The sequence below is a fragment of the Flavobacterium sp. N2820 genome, assembly GCF_025947285.1.
Classification (GTDB): Bacteria; Bacteroidota; Bacteroidia; order Flavobacteriales; family Flavobacteriaceae; genus Flavobacterium.
Genome location: NZ_CP110008.1, coordinates 2,989,088 through 3,011,389, shown reverse-complemented (window position 1 = coordinate 3,011,389; position 22,302 = coordinate 2,989,088). Strand labels below are relative to the sequence as shown.

The following is a 22,302-nucleotide window of genomic DNA, read 5'->3' as shown; positions in this document are numbered from 1 at the left end:
ACAAAAAGGGCTAATCTTTTCAGATTAACCCTTTTTTTTATAAAAAACAAAAATTTATTTTTTCATTATTTTAATTTCTGTTTGTTTTCCATCTGCAGTAACTTTTACAATATACATAGCAGCTGCAAATTCAGACATATCAATCTGAGCTTCTAATTGCTTAGGATTTAATTGTCTAATCAATCTTCCGCTTAAGTCGAAAACATTGATCGATTCAATTTCTTTATTGTACTTAATTGTAAATGTATTAACAACAGGGTTAGGATAGTACGTTAAATTAGTTAAATCAAACGAGTTGCCACTTAAAGAAGTAACGTCAACACATGCACTTGTTACAGTACATCCATTCTTAGTAACTTCAACAGCATAACTTCCAATAGCAGTTACTAAATAAGATTGAGACATTGCACCTCCAATTGGAGTAAAGACTCCTCCACCATCACAAGTTACCCATTGGTATGTTGCTCCTGTTTCTGTAGCTGTCAATGTATCACCTGTTTGAGTAGTAGCATCACTTGGCGAAACGTTTATTGTTAAATCTAATGTGCTTGTTACACAGTTTGTAACCGAAGTATAAACTCCTGATGCAGTGTAAGTAGTTCCATTTACTGCCCAAGTATAAGTATCACATACAGAAACAACTTCTGTTGGTAATGTTGAACTTGGTGTGATTGTTAAATCTAATGTACTTGTTACACAGTTTGTAACCGAAGTATAAACTCCTGATGCAGTGTAAGTAGTTCCATTTGCTGCCCAAGTATAAGTATCACATACAGAAACAACTTCTGTTGGTAATGTTGAACTTGGTGTGATTGTTAAATCTAATGTACTTGTTACACAGTTTGTAACCGAAGTATAAACTCCTGATGCAGTGTAAGTAGTTCCATTTGCTGCCCAAGTATAAGTATCACATACAGAAACAACTTCTGTTGGTAATGTTGAACTTGGTGTAATTGTTAAATCCAATGTACTTGTTACACAGTTTGTAACCGAAGTATAAACTCCTGATGCAGTGTAAGTAGTTCCATTTACTGCCCAAGTAAAAGTATCACATACAGAAACAACTTCTGTTGGTAATGTTGAACTTGGTGTGATTGTTAAATCCAATGTACTTGTTACACAGTTTGTAACCGAAGTATAAACTCCTGATGCAGTGTAAGTAGTTCCATTTGCTGCCCAAGTATAAGTATCACATACAGAAACAACTTCTGTTGGTAATGTTGAACTTGGTGTAATTGTTAAATCCAATGTACTTGTTACACAGTTTGTAACCGAAGTATAAACTCCAGATGTTGTATAAGTAGTTCCATTTACTGCCCAAGTATAAGTATCACATACAGAAACAACTTCTGTTGGTAATGATGAACTCGGCGTGATTGTTAAATCTAATGTTTCTGTGTGACATCCAACTACATTTGTATATATTCCACTTGACGTATATGTAGTTCCATTTACTGCCCAAGTATAAGTATCACATGCTGTTGCTATAGTACTATTTGATGTATTTGGGTTTACAATAACATCTACTGTTGCTGTAGTTTCACATCCAGTAGATGGAACCGAAGCAGTAACTGTATAAGTTGTAGTAGCGACAGTTGGAGATTTTACATAAACAGTCGAAGCATTATTCCCAGCCACGTATGCTACAGTTGCAGCCGCATCTGTATATAAATTTGCTATTGGAGACCATTCAATTGTTGTAGGAATAGATGAATCCCAAACAAAAGTTGTGTTTAAGCGATTAACACTTGTTGTTGCAGAAGGTAAAGTTCCAGCAAATCCATCTGAACCACCTGCATTTGTAGTTGATGTAATTGCGGAAACAACTGTATTGCCAGTTGTAGCAGTATATTGAGTAGTAGAATTGTTAATTGAATCTACACCTGTTTGTCTCATATCGACAATAATATTAGAAACACCATCCCAAACATAAGGAGTATCAAAAATAATTGTATTAACACCCACCACGGTAGGATATGTAGCTACACTAAATACTTGCGTTAAACCAGATGAAGTAAAGCCAGTTAATACATTATTAGTTGTATTTCCTAATCTCACTTTAAAATCAGTAACATTATTTGCTGACCCTTGTGCACCAGTTGTAAAACGTAAAGCAGTAATATTTCCCGGTTGAACACCAGCCGCAGTTAATTCAGCTGCAGTATATACCATTTGCACCCAATAGTGTTTAAATCGATTACAAAAAGCTGTTGGTTGACTTGTTGCAGCTGTTAAAGTTGTTGCAGTTCCAACTTGGCTATCAGTAAGCCCTCCTACAGTTCCACCATTTACAACTAGTGTTTGAATTGCATCTACACAAACATTAGCTGGTGAAGGCGTTATTGTCATAGCAGTAGGTCTAGGATTTACTATTACTGAAAAAGTAGTAGTTGTTGAACACAAACTTCCACTTGTTTGAGTAGCTGTTAGTGTATAATTTGTTGAAACAGAAGGATTAAATATCCATCCTGTATTTTCATCTCCTGTAACTCCTATTGATGGTGACCAATTATACGTATTATAATCTCCAACTGTTGAAGTAACCGTAACCGCAGACGTACTATCTGATTCACAGATGGTAGTTGTTGTTGCGCTTAATGTTAATACTGGAGGAGCAGTAACCGAAGCCTGCACTGCAGTTCTAGCAGATTGACAAGCTACTTGTCCACTAAGTTTTAAATTCAAACGAGCAGTTGTAATAGTACCTGATGCAGCTGCAGAACCACTAGTATTAGAATGCACAACCATATTGTTCGTTGTAGTTGTATAATAGGTAATAGCATTATTGGTAATATCTGCTCCATTATACATTACTTCAACAACTATATTAGAGACTCCATCCCAATTAAAAGGGGTGGTAAAGTTTATAGGCTGCTCTCCGGATGCTGTGTGAGTATGAGTCACTGGACCGTAAACAGTTGTATAACTAGATGTAGGAAGCCATGCCGTGGTCATAGTAGTTTGAGAAGTAGTACCAATCTTAACAACAAAATTAGAATTTGTTGCCGCATCTCCTAATGTAGTTGTAAAATAAGACATTGAAGTAATATCTCCTGAACCCAAGCCAGCAGCATTTAATTCGTCTGCTGTATACAATGTTTGTATTCTGTAAGAAGGCCATCTATTAACAAAAGCCGAAGGTTGAGTTGTAGCTCCAGTCAATGTATTAGCCGACCCGATAATTACACTTCCTGAAGTTGAAGTTTCAGCTCCTGCATAATATGTTGTAGTTGTTGAAATAGAAGGAGTTGTAAATGATGCTCCAGATGCTAAAGCAGTTCCACCTGTGGCTGCAGCATACCATTTTACTGTTGCTCCTGCACTTGGAACAGCACTTAAGTCAACTGTTCCTGTTCCACAACGTGTTCCAGGTGTAGTCGCTATAACACTATTAGAGAATGTAATTTGAACCGCAGTTGAAGTTCCTGTAGATGGACCTGCTGAACAAGTTACATCACAAACATAAAATGTTGCTTCTGTTGGTGTCACACTTAATGTAGCACTTGTTGCTCCAGTGATTACCGCATAATTTGTTCCATCGGTAGACGATTTCCATTGGTATGTTATACCCGTACCGGCTGGAATATTTTGTAAACTTAAATTAACTGTTGTTCCCAAACAAATTGCATTTGTAGAAGCAATTGTATTTCCTGGGTTAGGAATTCCACTACATGCGTTTGAGTTAGCATATGATAAATACCCTGTATAGTTAGCACTAGTTACAGGAAAATCTGATGTAATTGTAATTGGAGGACCTGCAACAAATGTAGCAGTACTTCCGAAAGCAGTTGAATATAACCCACTAGCTGTAGGTGCCTGAACTGGTATGTTTGTAGATACTATACCTACATCAGATAGTCTAACATTAATATCTGTAAATGTACCAGAAACGGGTAATGCCTCAAATCTTCTTGTTGCACTTAATCCAACAATAGATGGATCTTCAGTACCTGAATTACTTCCAAATGATTCTGCTTTAAATAAAGCTATTGAAGTAGTAGTTGGAGCTAAAGCTATTGGTGTATATACACCAGACTTTCCAATTGGAAATGATACATAAGTTGAATTTGTATTAGCATTTGCGATAGATCTTGTTAAAGCGCCATCCACATATGCAGTTTCACTACTACCTGTTAAAGTTCCAACCGTTGTTGCATCCCCTAATATTAATGTATTAGAACCTGTAGTAACAATTCCATTAGTTAAAGCTAATGAAGAAACAGTAGTTAAATCACCTCCAGATAACGTAATACCATTTGTATTATTTACTGTTACATTGTTTACCGTTCTTGTACCTGGTATTTCAAAACCTGTCGTTCTCGATACACTTTCTTGTTGATAAATAAGTGTGTAAGTTCCTGTACCTAAATTGAATGTTGGAGCTGCGTCAAAGCTACCACCTGGAGTAGTTAATCCTGCAGAACCAATTTGTGTAGTACAATTTACTGCTGCACCAGTTCCAAAAGTAATTTTATTACTATTTGTTATTGTCCCTTGAAATAAGTTTACTCTTGCTACAATAATAGGATTGGTGTGCGTAATTGTTAAACCAGCCGTATTTTGCATATTCAAAGAGGCAATATTAGTTAATACTGTACCTGAACCAGCTAATGTTTGTGCTGCACTACCAGTAAAGTTTACAAAACTTAATGTACCAGAAGTTCCTGTTAATACACCGTCATTAGTAAATAAATTCCCTCTTTGAGAAAAACCTCCAATACCCGTAGTTGATAATTCTAAAATACCGTTAGCAGCAATTGTTGTATTTCCATTAGCAATTACTGTTCCTGAAGTACTTGAGGCTTGGAATTTACCTTGTGTTATAAAAACATCCCCGTTAACGGTTAATGTTCCAGAAGTTGTTGCTCTAAAAATACCTGTTCCACCGATAACACCCGTTGCTAAAATTGTAAGATTTCCTTGAATAACAGCTGTTGTAGTTGAAGTAAAAGCGCTCATAGTAGCGGTACTTGTAGCACTATTATAAGTAAAATTACCAAAAGTTTGAGCATTATTTGATAAACCAGTGGAAGTTGTCCCACCAGTAATAAAAACATTTGATGACGCACCCCATGTAGCTAATGGCACATATGCGTTAGAAGTTGTAAAGCTAGAATGTGTATAACTACTTCCATTTGCGAAAGATAATGTAGCTGCAGAACCTAATAAACATCCTGAACTTCCAACAATAGAATTGTTTACTACACCTGTAGATGTAACAGTTACTGCTGTTCCTGTTCCTCCAGTTGTATTTATTGTATTTGAAGTTGATGCACTTGCATTGTAAACACCTGCAATAGTTCCAACATTTCCAGAACCTGAAAAAGCAATGGCTGAAGCTTTTGTAGCATTTAATAAATTTAGTGTACTTCCGTTTTCTACGACGAAATCTTCACCAGGTCCACCAGAAATTGTTACAGTTCTAGTTGTTGTAGTTGCAGATTCTAAAGATAAAGTTGTATTACTTATAATTTTTAATTGACCAACTGTTGTTGCCGCTGCTAAACTTATAAAAACATTACCACCTGTCGTAGTAGAACCATCTCCATCAACAATATAAACATCTGTAGTTGCTAAAGTAGTTGGAGTAGTACCTGAACCATCTGCAGCAGTATTCCAATTCGATAAAGTTGCAAAGGCACCAGGAGTTCCAGCGCTTGATGTTCCTACCCAATAATAAGTTGTTGCTGCTGAAGTTGTTTGCATTCCAGTTGTTGCAGCACTTTCAACACCTTCACTAACCGCCACTACTTTCCAATCATAAGTTGTACCTGGAGTTAAACCAGTTGCATTATATGTGTTTGTACCCAATGCTACATTAGCAACAAAATTATAAGTTACTCCTCCATTTGTAGAGTTAAAAACAACATATCTTGCTATTCCTGTTGTTACAGATGCTGCTGTCCAATCTAACGTTGTTGTCGATGCTGTAGTTGCTGAAAAAGTTAACCCTGTAGGTCCTGAAGCAGGAGCTGGAGGGGTAAATGTATAAAATGTATTTGCTAAATTAGCAATTTGAACACTCGCAGCAAATGAGTTCGTAGTAGGTGAAGTTGCTGAAGTATTTTGTGTTGGTGTTACACCAACAGTAATAAAAGCTGAAGAATTTGCAGTATTACTTGAACTATGAAAAATAGATTTTGAAACACTTGAAGTTGATGAGTTTAATATACTTCCATATAAAAAATCAATTACTCCAGTACCTTCATTCAAAACCAATTGCATATTACCTGATGTCTGAGGATCTGTCCAATTGGCATAAAAATTATTCCATTCAATGATTAATTTTCTATTAGGAGCTGAACCAGAAAGAAGGTAAGACATTCCATTACCTGTTTCATTGTCGCCTGCCATAGGAGCAATGGTCACAGTAGATGAAGCATAAGCAGAAATATTTGTTCCACTAATTGCAGTAGCACCAGAATTTGTATGCAATCTTAATTGACCATTACTATTTACACTAAAATGAGAATAATAATTACCCATATAGATAAAGCTAAAACCAATAGGTAAAACTGTACTACCCCAATCATCTTGCACGCCTGTGAATAAAGATGTTGAACCTGTCATGCTATTGAGTGTACTTGTACCTGAAGTTAAGGTATAGTTAGCAGAAGAAGGTTGTCCTTGAGCAAAAATAAAAGAAAACAATGCAAGAAACCCCATTACAAACGAAAACTTGTTTCGTTTTGGAGCTTTGCAAGATGCATCTTTTTGCTCTTGAGAAATTGTTGTTCCTGACGAATTACAAGTAACAACAGAATCGTAATTGTTTATCATAATAAATAAATTAGTATATTAGATGTAATCAACAAATATATTTATATTTTTAAAACAATAACAATTTTGTGCAATTTTTTTATAAATATAACAGATAATTAAAAAAAAATTATCATTAACAACAAAAAACTCTTCGTTTTACTGAAGAGTTTTTTGCTTATGCTTGTCCTGTTGGTCCAAAATTTAATGGAATGGCTGGCTGTTCGCCTTCTTCAATTTTTCCGTGTGCACTTTCGAAACGGTGTATATTTTCACCTAATGCTTTTAATAAACGTTTAGCATGTTGTGGTGTTAATACAATTCTTGATTTTACTTTTGCCTTTGGCACACCTGGCATAATCGCTACAAAATCAACAACAAACTCAGAATTTGAATGATTGATAATCGCTAAGTTTGAGTAGGTTCCTTCGGCAGTTTTTTCATCTAATTCGATGTTGATTTGCCCTTGTGGGTTGTTATTTTCCATATTTTTTATTTAAACATATAAGTCATCTAAGTTTTACTTTAGCGTATATGTATGATTAAGTTCATTTAAGTTTTCAAATCTAGTACAAGATTAAGTATAATTTTTGATTAAAAAAAAACCTAACAAAAATTAATTTGTTAGGTCTTTAGTATTGGAATAGTGCTACTTTTAGTAATTAAATTCTTCTTTAGCAGCAACTAACTCATTGTATTCTTCTTTAGAACCTACTATCATATTGTCATAGTCTCTCATACCTGTACCAGCTGGGATTCTGTGTCCTACGATAACATTTTCCTTTAATCCTTCTAAGGTATCAATTTTACCTGCAACAGCAGCTTCATTCAATACTTTAGTAGTTTCCTGGAACGATGCAGCAGAAATAAATGATTTCGTTTGTAATGATGCTCTAGTAATACCTTGTAATACTGGAGTAGCAGTTGCTGTAATTACATCACGAGCTTCTACTAAGTTTTTATCATTACGTTTTAATAACGAATTTTCATCTCTTAACTGACGTGGAGAAATAATTTGACCCGGTTTTAAATTTTCAGAGTCACCTGCTTCTTCCACTACTTTCATTCCATATAATTTGTCGTTTTCAACAAGGAAATCACTAGTATGTGCTAATTGGTCTTCCAAGAATAATGTATCTCCTGGATCAACAATTCTTACTTTACGCATCATTTGACGGATTACTACCTCAAAGTGTTTGTCGTTGATTTTTACCCCTTGTAAACGGTAAACTTCTTGAATTTCATTTACTAAATACTGTTGAACAGCAGATGGCCCTTGAATTCTTAAAATATCTTCTGGAGTAATTGCACCATCAGAAAGTGGCGTACCAGCTTTCACGTAGTCATTCTCTTGTACTAAGATTTGGTTCGAAAGTTTTACCAAGTATTTCTTCACTTCCCCAAATTTAGACTCAATAGCAATTTCTCTATTTCCTCTTTTGATTTTTCCAAATGTAACTACACCATCAATTTCAGAAACTACCGCTGGGTTAGATGGATTACGAGCTTCTAATAACTCGGTAATTCTTGGTAAACCTCCCGTAATATCGCCTGTTTTAGAAGAACGACGTGGAATTTTTACTAAAATTTTACCTGCTTTAATTTTCTCGCCATCATCTACCATAAGGTGAGCACCAACCGGTAAGTTATATGAACGAATTAATTCGCCATCTTTTCCATAAATCAATAAAGTAGGAACTAATTTTTTATTTCTACCTTCTGAAATTACTTTTTCTTGGAAACCTGTTTGCTCATCGATTTCAACTAAGAATGATTGTCCTTGTTCTAAATCTTCATAAGCAATTTTTCCAGTAAATTCTGAAACAATAACTCCATTATAAGGATCCCATTTACAGATTGTAGTACCTTTTTCAACAACGTCTCCGTCTTTAACAAAAATACTTGAACCATAAGGAATATAGTGTGTATTTAATAAAATTCCGGTTTTAGCATCTACTAATTTTAATTCAGTAGAACGAGAGATAACGATATCCACTGCGTTTCCATCAGCATCTTCACCTTTAACCGTTTTTAAATCTTCAATTTCTAATCTACCAGCAAAACGAGTTACAATACTCGATTCCTCAGAAATACCACCAGCAACCCCTCCAACGTGGAACGTACGAAGTGTTAACTGTGTACCTGGCTCACCAATTGATTGTGCTGCAATAACACCAACTGCTTCACCTTTTTGAGTCATTTTTCCTGTTGCTAAATTTCTTCCGTAACATTTTGCACAGATTCCTTTTTTAGCTTCACAAGTTAATGGAGAACGTACTTCAACTCTTTCAATTGGAGATGCTTCGATTTTCTTAACGATAGCTTCAGTAATTTGCTCACCTGCTTCGATTAGAACTTCGTTATCAAGTGGGTTGATTACATTTTGTAAAGCAACACGTCCTAAGATTCTTTCTCCTAATGTTTCAACAATTTCTTCATTTTTCTTTAAAGCAGAAACTTCGATTCCTCTTAATGTACCACAGTCTACAGAGTTTACAATAACATCTTGAGATACATCATGTAATCTACGTGTTAAGTAACCCGCATCGGCAGTTTTAAGAGCTGTATCCGCAAGACCTTTACGCGCACCGTGAGTAGAAATGAAATACTCAAGAATCGAAAGACCTTCTTTAAAGTTAGAAAGAATAGGGTTTTCAATAATTTCACCACCACCAGCGGTTGATTTTTTAGGCTTAGCCATCAAACCACGCATACCAGTTAACTGACGAATTTGTTCTTTAGAACCCCTTGCACCAGAGTCAAGCATCATATATACCGAGTTGAAACCTTGTTGGTCTTCACGGATATTTTTCATTGCTAACTCAGTTAATTGAGCATTTGCTGAAGTCCAAATATCAATAACTTGGTTGTAACGTTCGTTATTGGTAATAAGACCCATGTTATAGTTTACAGAAATCGCCTCAACTTGTTCTCTGGCATCTGCAATTAATTGTGTTTTTTGTTCAGGAATACGAATATCTCCTAATGAGAATGATAATCCACCACGGAATGCATTTTTATATCCTAGATCTTTCATATCATCTAAGAAAGCTGCCGTTGTAGGAACATCTGTTACCGATAAGATTTTACCAATAATATCACGTAATGATTTCTTAGTTAATACCTCATTAATATATCCTGCTGCTTCTGGCACTACTTCATTAAATAAAACTCTTCCTGCAGTTGTTTGGATAATTTTGTAAACTAATTCTCCATTTTCATTAAAATCTTTAGCACGTACTTTCACACGAGCATTTAATTCTAATTTTCCTTCGTTCAAGGCGATGTTTACTTCTTCTGCAGAATAGAACGTCAAATCTTGACCTAAAATTTTCTTTTCTGGAGTTGATAAACGCTCTTTGGTCATGTAATAAAGACCAAGTACCATGTCTTGAGAAGGAACCGTAATAGGTGCACCATTTGCAGGATTCAAGATATTATGAGAAGCCAACATTAATAATTGTGCCTCTAAAATAGCTTCTGGACCTAATGGTAAGTGAACCGCCATCTGGTCACCATCGAAATCGGCGTTGAATGCCGTACATACTAATGGATGTAACTGGATTGCTTTTCCTTCAATTAACTTAGGTTGGAATGCTTGAATACCTAATCTGTGTAACGTAGGAGCACGGTTTAATAATACTGGATGTCCTTTGATTACATTCTCAAGAATATCCCATACTACTGGCTCTTTTTTATCGATAATTTTCTTAGCCGACTTAACTGTTTTAACAATTCCTCTTTCGATTAACTTACGAATAACGAATGGTTTGTATAGTTCAGCAGCCATATCTTTTGGCAAACCACATTCAAACAATTTCATTTCTGGTCCAACGACAATTACTGAACGAGCAGAATAATCTACACGTTTTCCTAATAAGTTTTGACGGAAACGACCTTGTTTACCTTTTAATGAATCTGATAAAGATTTTAATGGTCTGTTTGATTCTGTTTTAACCGCAGAAGCTTTACGTGTGTTGTCAAATAATGAATCCACAGATTCTTGTAACATACGTTTTTCGTTTCTTAAGATAACTTCTGGAGCTTTAATTTCCATTAATCTTTTTAAACGGTTGTTACGGATGATAACTCTTCTGTATAAATCATTTAAATCTGAAGTTGCAAAACGACCTCCATCAAGTGGAACTAACGGACGTAATTCTGGTGGAATAACTGGAATAACTTTTAAAATCATCCATTCAGGACGGTTTTCTCTGTTATAGTTAGACTCACGGAATGATTCTACAACATTCAAACGTTTTAACGCTTCAGTTTTACGTTGTTTAGATGTTTCATTATTAGCTGCGTGACGAAGACTATATGAAAGTTCATCTAAGTCTGTACGAGCTAATAAATCCATAATACATTCAGCACCCATTTTAGCGATGAATTTATTAGGATCATTATCATCTAAATATTGATTTTCCATAGGAAGTGTATCTAAAATATTTAAATATTCTTCTTCCGTAAGGAAATCTAATCTTTGTAATGATTCACCATCAGCGTTTTTAGCAATACCTGCTTGAATTACTACGTATCTTTCGTAGTAAATAATCATATCTAATTTCTTAGATGGTAAACCTAAAATATAACCAATTTTGTTTGGCAACGAACGGAAATACCAGATATGAGCAATTGGAACAACAAGGTTGATGTGTCCTACTCTATCTCTACGTACTTTTTTCTCTGTTACTTCAACACCACATCGGTCACAAACGATTCCTTTGTAGCGAATTCTTTTATATTTTCCACAAGCACATTCGTAATCTTTTACTGGACCAAAAATACGTTCACAGAAAAGACCATCTCTTTCTGGTTTGTGTGTACGATAGTTGATCGTTTCTGGTTTTAAAACCTCACCTCTTGATTCTCCTAAAATTGATTCTGGAGAAGCTAATCCTATCGTAATTTTGTTAAACCTTTTTATTTGGTTTTTATCTCTATTATTTCTATTATTCATCATAGTTTTTACTATTGATTTACTTGCAATTAAAAATTGATTTTGTACAGACGTTGCACTGCAACGTCTCTAACACGGATTACTTCTCTAAACTTCAAACCTAAATTTTGAAGTGCTAGTTATTGTATTTGACACAATAAATTTTGTCTGTACAATAAAAAATCGGAACGGTTTACGGTTATAAATCCTTAAAAACTTAATTTTGAAAAAGTATTCAGTTTTCAGTCGCAGTTTTCAGATTGAACTGCATACTGCGACTGTGACTGTTTACTATAATTATTCTTCTAATCTGATGTCTAATCCAAGACCTTTTAATTCATGCATTAATACATTGAATGATTCAGGTAATCCTGGTTCTGGCATTGCTTCACCTTTAACGATTGCTTCGTAAGTTTTAGCTCTACCTATAACGTCATCTGATTTAACAGTTAAAATTTCTCTAAGTGTACTTGATGCACCGTATGCTTCAAGAGCCCAAACCTCCATCTCTCCAAAACGTTGACCTCCAAATTGCGCTTTACCTCCTAAAGGTTGTTGCGTAATTAATGAGTATGGACCAATAGAACGAGCATGCATTTTATCATCAATCATGTGTCCTAATTTCAACATGTAGATTACACCCACGGTTGCTGCTTGGTGGAAACGTTCTCCTGTTCCTCCATCATACAAATACGTATGCCCAAATCTTGGAATTCCTGCTTCGTCTGTTAGTTCATTAATTTGGTCGATTGATGCCCCATCAAAGATTGGTGTTGCATATTTTCTACCTAATTTTTGTCCAGCCCATCCTAAAACCGTTTCATAAATCTGACCAATGTTCATACGAGATGGTACTCCAAGTGGATTCAATACGATATCTACTGGTGTTCCGTCTTCTAAGAATGGCATATCTTCATGACGAACGATTTTTGCTACAATACCTTTGTTTCCGTGACGTCCTGCCATTTTATCACCCACTTTTAACTTACGTTTTTTAGCGATGTAAACTTTAGCAAGTTTCAAAATACCTGATGGTAATTCGTCTCCCACAGTGATGGTAAATTTCTCTCTTCTTAACCAACCTTGTAAATCGTTTAATTTGATTTTGTAGTTGTGAATCAAGTCGTTTACCATTGCATTAGTATGGTCGTCTGTTGACCATTGCCCTTTTGTTAAGTGCGCAAAATCTTCAACAGCTTGTAACATTTTTTTAGTGAATTTTTTACCTTTTGGCAATACTTCTTCACCTAAATCATTCATAACTCCTTGTGAAGTTTTTCCATCAATGATAACAAATAATTTCTCAATTAATTTGTCTTTTAATTCATTGTATTTAACTTCAAATTCGTTTTCTAATTTGTCAACGTCTTCTTTATCTTTCGAACGTTTTCTCTTATCTTTTACTGCTTTCGCAAATAATTTTTTATCTAAAACTACACCGTGTAATGATGGAGAAGCTTTTAATGAAGCATCTTTAACATCACCTGCTTTATCACCGAAGATAGCTCTTAAAAGTTTTTCTTCTGGCGTAGGATCTGATTCTCCTTTTGGTGTAATTTTTCCGATTAAAATATCGCCAGGTTTTACTTCGGCACCAATTCTAATCATTCCGTTTTCATCTAAATCTTTAGTAGCTTCTTCAGAAACGTTTGGAATATCATTTGTTAACTCTTCGTTACCTAATTTAGTATCACGAACTTCTAACGTATAATCGTCAATATGCAATGATGTAAAAATATCATCACGAACTACTTTTTCAGAAATTACGATTGCATCCTCGAAGTTGTATCCTTTCCATGGCATAAACGCCACTTTCAAGTTTCTTCCGATTGCTAATTCTCCATTTTGAGTAGCATAACCCTCACATAATACTTGACCTTTTTCAACTCTATCCCCTTTTCTTACGATTGGTTTTAAGTTGATACAAGTACTTTGATTGGTTTTTCTATATTTGATTAATTGATACGTTTTTTCGTCTGCTTCAAAGCTAACCATGCGCTCTTCTTCAGTTCTGTCATATTTGATAGTGATTTTATCAGCATCAACATATTCAACAGTTCCGCTGCCTTCAGCGTTGATTAATACTCTTGAATCAGAAGCAACTTGTCTTTCTAAACCAGTTCCAACAATTGGAGCTTCAGGACGTAATAATGGAACGGCCTGACGCATCATGTTAGATCCCATCAATGCACGGTTCGCATCATCATGTTCTAAGAAAGGAATTAATGAAGCTGAAATAGAAGCAATTTGATTTGGAGCAACGTCTGTATAGTGTACAGCTGTTGGTTCAACTACTGGAAAGTCACCTTCCTCACGCGCAATAACATTATGCGCAGTAATTTTACCTGTAGCATCCATTTCAATGTTTGCTTGTGCAATCATTTTTCCTTCTTCCTCTTCTGCACTTAAATAAATTGGAGTTGACTCTAAATCTACTACACCATTTGTTACCTTACGGTAAGGTGTTTCGATGAATCCCATTCCGTTTACTTTAGCATAAACTCCTAATGAAGAAATCAAACCAATGTTTGGTCCTTCAGGGGTTTCAATAGGACAAAGTCTTCCGTAGTGTGTATAGTGAACGTCACGCACCTCGAAACCAGCTCTTTCTCTAGATAAACCTCCAGGTCCAAGGGCAGATAAACGACGTTTGTGTGTAATCTCTGCTAATGGATTGGTTTGATCCATAAACTGAGATAACTGGTTTGTTCCGAAGAATGAGTTAATTACTGATGATAATGTTTTAGCATTAATCAAATCAATAGGTGTAAACACCTCGTTATCACGAACGTTCATTCTCTCACGGATAGTTCTTGCCATACGAGCTAAACCAACACCAAATTGTGCTGATAATTGCTCTCCAACAGTTCTAACACGACGGTTTGATAAGTGATCAATATCATCAATCTCTGCTTTTGAGTTGATTAATTCGATCAAATATTTTACAATTGTAATAATATCTTCTTTTGTTAAAACTTGTTTTTCCATAGGAATATCAAGATTTAACTTTTTGTTCATTCTGTAACGACCAACTTCACCTAAGTTATAACGTTGATCAGAGAAGAATAATTTATCTATAATACCACGAGCCGTTTCCTCATCAGGCGGTTCCGCGTTACGTAATTGTCTGTAAATGTGTTCAACAGCCTCTTTTTCAGAGTTTGTTGGGTCTTTTTGTAACGTATTGTGAATAATGGTATAGTCAGTAGCGTTATTATCTTCTTTGTGTAAAAGAATAGTTTTAACGTCTGCTTCGATTATTTCTTCGATATTATCTTTGTCAAGAATTGTATCTCTATCAAGGATAATTTCATTACGTTCAATTGAAACCACTTCACCAGTATCTTCATCAACGAAATCCTCATGCCAAGTGTTTAAAACACGTGCAGCAAGTCTTCTTCCAGCATATTTTTTGATACCAGTTTTAGACACTTTAATTTCTTCAGCAAGGTCGAAAATTTCCAAGATATCTTTATCTCTTTCAAATCCGATAGCTCTAAATAAAGTGGTAACAGGTAATTTTTTCTTTCTATCGATATACGCATACATTACGTTATTGATATCGGTAGCAAATTCAATCCATGATCCTTTAAAAGGAATAATTCTAGCCGAATATAGTTTAGTACCATTCGCATGAAAAGATTGTCCAAAGAAAACCCCTGGAGATCTATGTAATTGAGATACAACAACACGTTCTGCTCCATTGATAACAAATGTACCGCTTGGAGTCATGTATGGTATTGTGCCTAAATAAACATCTTGTACAATAGTTTCAAAATCTTCATGTTCAGGATCTGTACAATATAATTTAAGTCTAGCCTTTAAAGGTACACTATGTGTTAGACCTCTATCAATACACTCTTCGATAGTATATCGAGGTGGATCAACAAAATAGTCAAGAAATTCTAACACAAAATTATTTCTTGTATCAGTTATTGGAAAATTTTCCATGAAGGTATTATACAGCCCTTCGTTGCCTCTTTCGTCAGATTTTGTTTCTAATTGAAAAAAATCTTTAAACGATTTCACTTGAATATCTAGAAAATCTGGATATTGTGGAATGTTTTTTGTCGAAGCAAAATTTAATCTTTCAGTCTGATTAGCAATCATCAATGGATAAAATTTTGATTTAAAAAAAGTAATTTTTTGTGTAAATACACTGTTTTAATAATACTTCCTTTTTAATAACCAATACATCTTTAAAATAAACCAGGAAATTTAGTTTAATTTTTTTCTTCGTTATTGGTTACTTTTTTGTGTATAAAAAATACAATAATTTAATATACGCAAAATGGTTTAGGTCTTTGAGAACACTCTCAAGACCTAAACCTAGCTTATTTATGAGTATAAATTATTTTAACTCAACTACAGCTCCTGCTTCTTCTAAAGCTTTCTTAAGACCTTCAGCCTCATCTTTAGAAACACCTTCTTTTACATTTGTTGGTGCAGCATCAACTAAATCTTTAGCTTCTTTAAGACCTAAACCAGTTAATTCTTTAACCGCTTTAACAACTCCTAATTTAGAAGCACCAGCTTCTTTTAATACTACTGTAAATTCAGTTTGCTCAGCAGCAGCACCAGCATCTCCACCACCAGCAGCAACTACAACAGCTGCAGCAGCAGGCTCGATACCATACTCATCTTTTAATATTGTTGCTAATTCGTTAACTTCTTTAACTGTTAAGTTAACTAATTGTTCTGCGAATTGTTTCAAATCTGCCATTTTTTCTATCGTTTAAAATGTTTTGTAAAAATATAATTTATTATGTGCGTACTTATTATTCTGCTCCTTCTTCCTTGTTCGGTTGATTTTTAAGAGCTGCAATAACTCTTTGAGCAGGAGATTGTAATAATCCAATGATTTCTCCGATAACTTCTTCTTTAGATTTAATAGCAACTAAGCTATCTAATAAGTTGTCTCCGATATAAATTTCTTGGTTAATATAAGCTCCTTTAAAAAGTGGTTTTTCACCTTTCTTACGGAATTCTTTAATGATTTTTGCTGGTCCATTAGCGGTATCAGCAATAAACATAGAAGTATTTCCTTTAAGAACTGTAGATAAATCACCAAAGTCGCTATCCGAAGCTTCCATTGCTTTTTCAAGTAATGTATTCTTCACAACTTCTAATTTAATTCCAGCTTTAAAACAAGCTCTTCTTAAGTTTGAAGTAGTATCTGCATCTAGTCCTGAAATGTCTGCTAAATAGATAACATTAACATCCGCTAACTGTGCAGTTAAATCTTTAATCGCGATTGATTTTTCTTCTCTAGTCATACTAAAAATTTTTAACTACCAATTATACTGCTTTAGGATCTAAAGCAATAGCAGGACTCATTGTACAAGATAAGTGAATAGACTTAATATATGTACCTTTAGCTGCAGTTGGTTTTAATTTGATTAATGTTTGAACGATTTCGTGTGCATTGTCATAGATTTTATCAGCATCAAAAGATACTCTACCTATTCCAGCATGAACGATACCAGTTTTATCAACTTTGAAATCGATTTTACCAGCTTTTACTTCAGCAACAGCTTTAGCAACATCCATAGTTACAGTTCCTGTTTTAGGGTTTGGCATTAAACCTCTTGGTCCTAAAACACGTCCTAATGGACCTAATTTACCCATAACAGCTGGCATAGTGATAATTACATCAATATCAGTCCAACCGTCTTTGATTTTTTGAAGATAGTCATCTAAACCTACGTGGTCTGCACCAGCAGCTTTAGCTTCCGCTTCTTTATCTGGAGTAACAAGAGCTAAAACTCTTACATCTTTACCAGTTCCGTGAGGTAATGTTACAACCCCTCTTACCATTTGATTCGCTTTTCTAGGATCTACACCTAATTTAACTGCGATATCAACAGACTCGTCAAATTTTGCAGAAGCAACTAATTTAATTAATGCAGAAGCATCTTTTAAACTGTATAGTTTATTCTTCTCAATTTTTGCTGCAGCCTCTTTTTGCTTTTTTGTCAATTTTGCCATTGTCTAATTCTTTTAACGATTAAAAAGGAGCATTCCCTGTTACTGTTATACCCATAGATCTAGCTGTACCTGCAATCATACTCATAGCTTTCTCTAATGTAAATGCATTTAGATCGGCCATTTTGTCTTCAGCAATAGCTTTAATTTGGTCCCAAGTAACACTTGCAACTTTTTTACGATTTGGTTCACCAGAACCAGACTTTAGTTTTGCTGCTTCTAATAATTGAATTGCAGCAGGTGGCGTTTTAACAACAAAGTCGAAAGACTTGTCTTTATACACAGTAATTTGTACTGGTAATACTTTGCCAGGTTTATCTTGTGTTCTAGCATTGAACTGCTTACAGAACTCCATGATGTTAACCCCAGCAGCCCCCAAAGCAGGTCCAACCGGTGGCGATGGATTCGCTGCACCTCCCTTAACTTGTAGTTTAACTACTTTACTAACTTCTTTTGCCATTTTTTAAAAAAATTTAGCACATCTATCAATTGGAAGCGATTGATGTGATTTATATATGTAACGAAAATTATACTTTTTCAACTTGCATAAAACTTAACTCTAAAGGTGTTTTTCTTCCGAAAATTTTCACCATTACTTCAAGTTTACGCTTTTCTTCATTTACTTTTTCAATAGTTCCATTAAAACCATTGAAAGGACCATCGATAACTTTTACAGTTTCTCCAGTTGAGTATGGAATAGAAACACTATCTTCTTTAACTGATAATTCATCCACTTTACCTAACATTCTGTTTACTTCAGATTGTCTTAGCGGCACTGCATCTCCTCCTTTAGTTTCTCCAAGGAAACCAATAACCCCAGGAATTGATTTAATGATATGAGGAATTTCTCCAGTTAAATTTGCTTCAATCATTATATAACCAGGAAAATATACTTTTTCTTTGGCGATCTTTTTACCATCTTTAACTTGAACAACTTTTTCAGTAGGAACTAAAACCTGAGAAATGTAATCTGCCATACCTAAGCGAGCAGTTTCAGTTTCTATGTAAGCTTTAACTTTGTTTTCCTGACCGCTTACAGCTCTTACCACATACCATTTATTCACATTATTGTCAGCCATTTCTTGGTATTATTTTATAATGTTAAAAAAACCTTCAAGAGCTTTAACAAACAATTCATCAACACCCCATGTTAATAGAGCGAAAACTATTGAAAAAACAGCAACAATAATTGTCAAACGTTGAACATCAGCCCAAATAGGCCAAGTAACATTTGATTTTAATTCTTGAAATGCTTCAGATATGTAATTAACTACTTTTGTCATTTTAATCTTTATTTGCACGGGCGGAGGGATTCGAACCCCCATCAATGGTTTTGGAGACCACTATACTAGCCCTTGTACTACGCCCGTTTGTTAAAAAAACCAGCAGCGTACTGCTGGTTTTAATTATTGTTGACTTATAATTAGTCTAAAATTTCAGTAACCTGACCAGCACCTACTGTTCTACCACCTTCACGGATAGCGAAACGTAAACCTACTGATAAAGCGATAGGACTTAACAATGTAACATCAATAGTTAAGTTATCACCAGGCATAACCATCTCTACACCAGCTGGTAAAGAAATAGTACCCGTTACGTCAGTTGTACGCACATAGAACTGAGGACGGTAGTTATTGTGGAATGGAGTGTGACGTCCACCTTCTTCTTTTTTCAAGATATACACCTCTGCTTTAAAGTGAGCGTGTGGTTTAACAGATCCTGGTTTAACAATAACCATTCCTCTTTTGATATCTTCTTTAGCGATACCTCTTAATAATAAACCAACGTTATCACCAGCTTCACCTCTATCAAGGATCTTACGGAACATCTCAACTCCTGTAATAGTAGAAGTTAATTTATCAGCTCCCATACCAATGATTTCAACTGGATCTCCTGTATTAGCAACTCCTGTTTCGATACGACCTGTAGCAACAGTTCCACGACCAGTAATTGTAAATACGTCTTCAACTGGCATTAAGAAAGGTTTTTCAACGTCACGAACTGGCAATTCAATCCAGTTGTCAACTGCTTCCATTAATTCCATGATAGTAGCAACCCATTTTGGATCACCATTCAATCCACCTAAAGCAGAACCTTGGATAACTGGACCATTATCTCCATCATATTGATAGAAAGATAATAAATCTCTAATTTCCATTTCTACTAATTCTAATAATTCAGCATCATCAACCATATCCACTTTGTTCATGAATACAACCATTCTAGGCACACCTACTTGACGTCCTAAAAGGATGTGCTCTCTTGTTTGTGGCATAGGACCATCTGTAGCAGCAACTACTAAGATAGCTCCGTCCATTTGAGCAGCACCTGTAACCATGTTCTTAACGTAATCCGCGTGACCTGGACAGTCAACGTGAGCGTAGTGACGATTAGCTGTAGAATATTCTACGTGAGATGTATTAATAGTAATACCTCTTTCTTTTTCTTCTGGAGCATTATCAATTTGATCAAATGATTTTGCTTCTGATAAACCAGCATCAGCTAATACTTTAGTAATTGCAGCTGTTAACGTAGTTTTACCGTGGTCAACGTGTCCGATAGTTCCAATATTTAAATGGGGCTTCGAACGATCAAAGGTTTCTTTTGCCATGATTTAATAATTTAATCTTAGTTATATATTAGTGTTCAAAAAATAAACTTTTTTAAGAGCCAATGACGGGAATTGAACCCGTGACCTCTTCCTTACCAAGGAAGCACTCTACCCCTGAGCTACACCGGCTTTTGTGTATTCAGAAGTTAGCCATCAGAATTCAGAAAACCAAATCCTTCTTTCTAAATTCAAAATCTCGTGGGGAGAGCAGGATTCGAACCTGCGAAGACGTAGTCAGCGGATTTACAGTCCGCCCTCGTTGGCCGCTTGAGTATCTCCCCAAACCTTTTACATTCAGTTGCTTATAACTTTGAGCCGATGGAGGGACTCGAACCCACGACCTGCTGATTACAAATCAGCTGCTCTAGCCAGCTGAGCTACACCGGCAACTTAAATATAAAAAGTCCGCTATTTCTAACGGACTGCAAATGTATAGAATTTATTTTTGAATCAAAACATTTTTTATCTTTTTTTTTAGAATATCAAATTGCTCTTAATTTTTCTTTTCGTTTTACAATTACTCGTTCTAAAGAATCTACCGCTAAATCAACTCCTTCTTCAAATGATTTTGCTGTTTTTTTAACTACAAAATCGTCTCCAGGAACATTAATTTTTATCTCAACTGTTTTATTTTCTTTATCACTTGTGTTTTCTAATCTTAAAAAAACATCTGCCGAAATAATTTTGTCATAATACTTTTCTAGTTTATCTAACTTTTCTTGAACAAAATCGACTAGCTTTCTGTCTACATTAAAATTTACTGCTTGCAAATTAACTTTCATATCTTAACGATTAATAGGTTATACAATTGAGTTATTATTTATTTCTAGGATGCGCTTCTTGATATACTTTTTTTAACTCAGCCAAACTGCTGTGCGTGTAAATTTGGGTGGAAGACAAACTAGCGTGTCCTAATAACTCTTTTACTGAATTTAAATCGGCTCCATTATTTAGCAAATGTGTTGCAAATGAATGCCTAAGAACGTGTGGACTTTTCTTTGTTTTTTGTGACACAGTACTAAAGTACTCATTTATTAAACGATAAACAAACGATTCACTGACTTTATTTCCATTTTTAGACAAAATTAACATCTCTTTTTGGTTAACATGCTCTAAATGATTTCTTTCGTGTTTATAGGCTTCTATTAACTCAATAGTACAATTCAAAAGCGGAATTATTCTTTCTTTATTACGCTTACCTATTACTTTAATAGTCTTTTGAACTGTATTAACATTATTCAAGGTTAGATTTATCATTTCAGCTCTACGAATTCCCGTTGTGTAGAACAACTCAATAATTAATTGGTTTCTGATTCCCTCAAAATCATTAGAATAAGAATTAAATTCAAAAACATCTTGAAGTTCTTTTTCAGAAAAAGGAATTTGAACTTTTTTAGCCGTTTTTAAGGATTTATGCTTCAATAAAGGATTTATCGAAATTTGCTTTGTTTTTAAAAGAAACTTATAATATGATTTTAAAGAAGAAATTTTTCGATTTACAGAAGTAGCCGAAATATTATTTTCTATCAAAACCACAATCCAACTTCTTACTTGGGAATAATTTATCTCTTCCAAGCTTAAGCTATCATGAAAATCATTTAAATAAATTTGAAAAGCTTGAACATCTGAAATGTATGCTTGCACAGTTAAAGGAGAGTAGTTTTTCTCTTTAACCAAATAATCTTGAAAAGGTTGAATGTTTGATGCCATAAAAAAACCGCTAAAAACAAAGTTACACTTTATTATTTAGCGGTTGATATAGTTATTCAAAAAAAATACTAACTTTCTAAGTTGTCTTTCATGTTTTGAATATAAGCTGCTTTTTGAATTTTAGCTCTGTTTACAACAGATGGCTTAATGAAAGCTTGACGTGCACGTAACTGACGAACAGTTCCTGTTTTATCAAATTTTCTTTTATAGCGCTTTAATGCTCTATCGATATTTTCTCCGTCTTTAATTGGTATAATTAACATAATATTGACACCTCCTCTCGTTAAGGGTGCAAACT

The 22,302-nt window shown here is 34.7% G+C and carries 14 protein-coding genes and 4 tRNA genes; all 18 read right to left on the bottom strand.

Going from position 1 to position 22,302, the window contains the following annotated elements:
• Positions 1 to 54 precede the first annotated feature (54 nt).
• Entirely contained in the window at positions 55 to 6,780 is a 6,726-nt protein-coding gene (locus OLM52_RS14040) for a T9SS type A sorting domain-containing protein (protein WP_264549103.1), read from the bottom strand.
• A gap of 157 nt (positions 6,781 to 6,937) precedes the next feature.
• Entirely contained in the window at positions 6,938 to 7,246 is a 309-nt protein-coding gene (locus OLM52_RS14035; protein WP_008256595.1) for a DUF3467 domain-containing protein, read from the bottom strand.
• A 168-nt stretch (positions 7,247 to 7,414) separates the two neighbouring features.
• Positions 7,415 to 11,722: a DNA-directed RNA polymerase subunit beta' gene (gene rpoC, locus OLM52_RS14030; protein ID WP_264549102.1), complete on the bottom strand. Its 4,308-nt coding sequence runs from the start codon at positions 11,720 to 11,722 to the stop codon at positions 7,415 to 7,417.
• Positions 11,723 to 11,995: 273 nt separating this feature from the next.
• Entirely contained in the window at positions 11,996 to 15,808 is a 3,813-nt protein-coding gene (gene rpoB, locus OLM52_RS14025) for a DNA-directed RNA polymerase subunit beta (RefSeq protein ID WP_264549101.1), read from the bottom strand.
• A 241-nt stretch (positions 15,809 to 16,049) separates the two neighbouring features.
• A complete protein-coding gene (gene rplL, locus OLM52_RS14020; protein WP_008256592.1) occupies positions 16,050 to 16,421 on the bottom strand; it encodes a 50S ribosomal protein L7/L12 in 372 nt (123 codons plus the stop codon).
• A 55-nt stretch (positions 16,422 to 16,476) separates the two neighbouring features.
• Positions 16,477 to 16,974, bottom strand: coding sequence for a 50S ribosomal protein L10 (gene rplJ / locus OLM52_RS14015; protein ID WP_008256591.1), 498 nt, complete (start codon positions 16,972 to 16,974; stop codon positions 16,477 to 16,479).
• 22 nt (positions 16,975 to 16,996) lie between these two features.
• Positions 16,997 to 17,686, bottom strand: coding sequence for a 50S ribosomal protein L1 (rplA, locus tag OLM52_RS14010; RefSeq protein ID WP_264549100.1), 690 nt, complete (start codon positions 17,684 to 17,686; stop codon positions 16,997 to 16,999).
• 19 nt (positions 17,687 to 17,705) lie between these two features.
• A complete protein-coding gene (gene rplK, locus OLM52_RS14005; protein ID WP_008256586.1) occupies positions 17,706 to 18,143 on the bottom strand; it encodes a 50S ribosomal protein L11 in 438 nt (145 codons plus the stop codon).
• Between the two features lie 67 nt (positions 18,144 to 18,210).
• Positions 18,211 to 18,762, bottom strand: a complete 552-nt coding sequence (nusG, locus tag OLM52_RS14000; RefSeq protein WP_262318236.1) for a transcription termination/antitermination protein NusG — start codon at positions 18,760 to 18,762, stop codon at positions 18,211 to 18,213.
• 9 nt (positions 18,763 to 18,771) lie between these two features.
• Positions 18,772 to 18,966 carry a preprotein translocase subunit SecE gene (gene secE / locus OLM52_RS13995; protein ID WP_264549099.1) on the bottom strand — a complete coding sequence of 65 codons (195 nt, stop codon included), beginning with the start codon at positions 18,964 to 18,966 and terminating at the stop codon, positions 18,772 to 18,774.
• A 15-nt stretch (positions 18,967 to 18,981) separates the two neighbouring features.
• Positions 18,982 to 19,053 (bottom strand) — tRNA-Trp (locus tag OLM52_RS13990).
• A 53-nt stretch (positions 19,054 to 19,106) separates the two neighbouring features.
• Positions 19,107 to 20,294, bottom strand: a complete 1,188-nt coding sequence (tuf, locus tag OLM52_RS13985; protein WP_008256583.1) for an elongation factor Tu — start codon at positions 20,292 to 20,294, stop codon at positions 19,107 to 19,109.
• 57 nt (positions 20,295 to 20,351) lie between these two features.
• Positions 20,352 to 20,423, bottom strand: a tRNA-Thr gene (locus OLM52_RS13980).
• Between the two features lie 70 nt (positions 20,424 to 20,493).
• Positions 20,494 to 20,575, bottom strand: a tRNA-Tyr gene (locus OLM52_RS13975).
• Between the two features lie 32 nt (positions 20,576 to 20,607).
• Positions 20,608 to 20,681: transfer RNA gene (locus OLM52_RS13970), tRNA-Thr, on the bottom strand.
• 95 nt (positions 20,682 to 20,776) lie between these two features.
• A complete protein-coding gene (gene hpf, locus OLM52_RS13965; RefSeq protein ID WP_264549098.1) occupies positions 20,777 to 21,076 on the bottom strand; it encodes a ribosome hibernation-promoting factor, HPF/YfiA family in 300 nt (99 codons plus the stop codon).
• A 34-nt stretch (positions 21,077 to 21,110) separates the two neighbouring features.
• On the bottom strand, positions 21,111 to 22,004 hold the full coding sequence (locus tag OLM52_RS13960) for a tyrosine-type recombinase/integrase (protein ID WP_264549097.1): 894 nt from the start codon (positions 22,002 to 22,004) through the stop codon (positions 21,111 to 21,113).
• Between the two features lie 68 nt (positions 22,005 to 22,072).
• The gene (gene rpsU / locus OLM52_RS13955) at positions 22,073 to 22,267 is read right to left on the bottom strand and encodes a 30S ribosomal protein S21 (protein ID WP_264549096.1); all 195 of its coding nucleotides are present in this window, start codon (positions 22,265 to 22,267) and stop codon (positions 22,073 to 22,075) included.
• Between the last annotated feature and the right edge of the window lie 35 nt (positions 22,268 to 22,302).

Excerpts from the sequence above, each read along its gene's own strand:
- rpsU (WP_264549096.1), bottom strand. The coding sequence starts at position 22,267 with ATGTTAATTATACCAATTAAAGACGGAGAAAATATCGATAGAGCATTA.
- rpoC (WP_264549102.1), bottom strand. The coding sequence starts at position 11,722 with ATGATGAATAATAGAAATAATAGAGATAAAAACCAAATAAAAAGGTTT.
- nusG (WP_262318236.1), bottom strand. The coding sequence starts at position 18,762 with ATGGCTGACAATAATGTGAATAAATGGTATGTGGTAAGAGCTGTAAGC.
- secE (WP_264549099.1), bottom strand. The coding sequence starts at position 18,966 with ATGACAAAAGTAGTTAATTACATATCTGAAGCATTTCAAGAATTAAAA.
- rplA (WP_264549100.1), bottom strand. The coding sequence starts at position 17,686 with ATGGCAAAATTGACAAAAAAGCAAAAAGAGGCTGCAGCAAAAATTGAG.
- OLM52_RS14040 (WP_264549103.1), bottom strand. The coding sequence starts at position 6,780 with ATGATAAACAATTACGATTCTGTTGTTACTTGTAATTCGTCAGGAACA.
- rplK (WP_008256586.1), bottom strand. The coding sequence starts at position 18,143 with ATGGCAAAAGAAGTTAGTAAAGTAGTTAAACTACAAGTTAAGGGAGGT.
- tuf (WP_008256583.1), bottom strand. The coding sequence starts at position 20,294 with ATGGCAAAAGAAACCTTTGATCGTTCGAAGCCCCATTTAAATATTGGA.
- OLM52_RS13960 (WP_264549097.1), bottom strand. The coding sequence starts at position 22,004 with ATGGCATCAAACATTCAACCTTTTCAAGATTATTTGGTTAAAGAGAAA.
- rplL (WP_008256592.1), bottom strand. The coding sequence starts at position 16,421 with ATGGCAGATTTGAAACAATTCGCAGAACAATTAGTTAACTTAACAGTT.
- OLM52_RS14035 (WP_008256595.1), bottom strand. The coding sequence starts at position 7,246 with ATGGAAAATAACAACCCACAAGGGCAAATCAACATCGAATTAGATGAA.
- rpoB (WP_264549101.1), bottom strand. The coding sequence starts at position 15,808 with ATGATTGCTAATCAGACTGAAAGATTAAATTTTGCTTCGACAAAAAAC.
- rplJ (WP_008256591.1), bottom strand. The coding sequence starts at position 16,974 with ATGACTAGAGAAGAAAAATCAATCGCGATTAAAGATTTAACTGCACAG.
- hpf (WP_264549098.1), bottom strand. The coding sequence starts at position 21,076 with ATGAAAGTTAATTTGCAAGCAGTAAATTTTAATGTAGACAGAAAGCTA.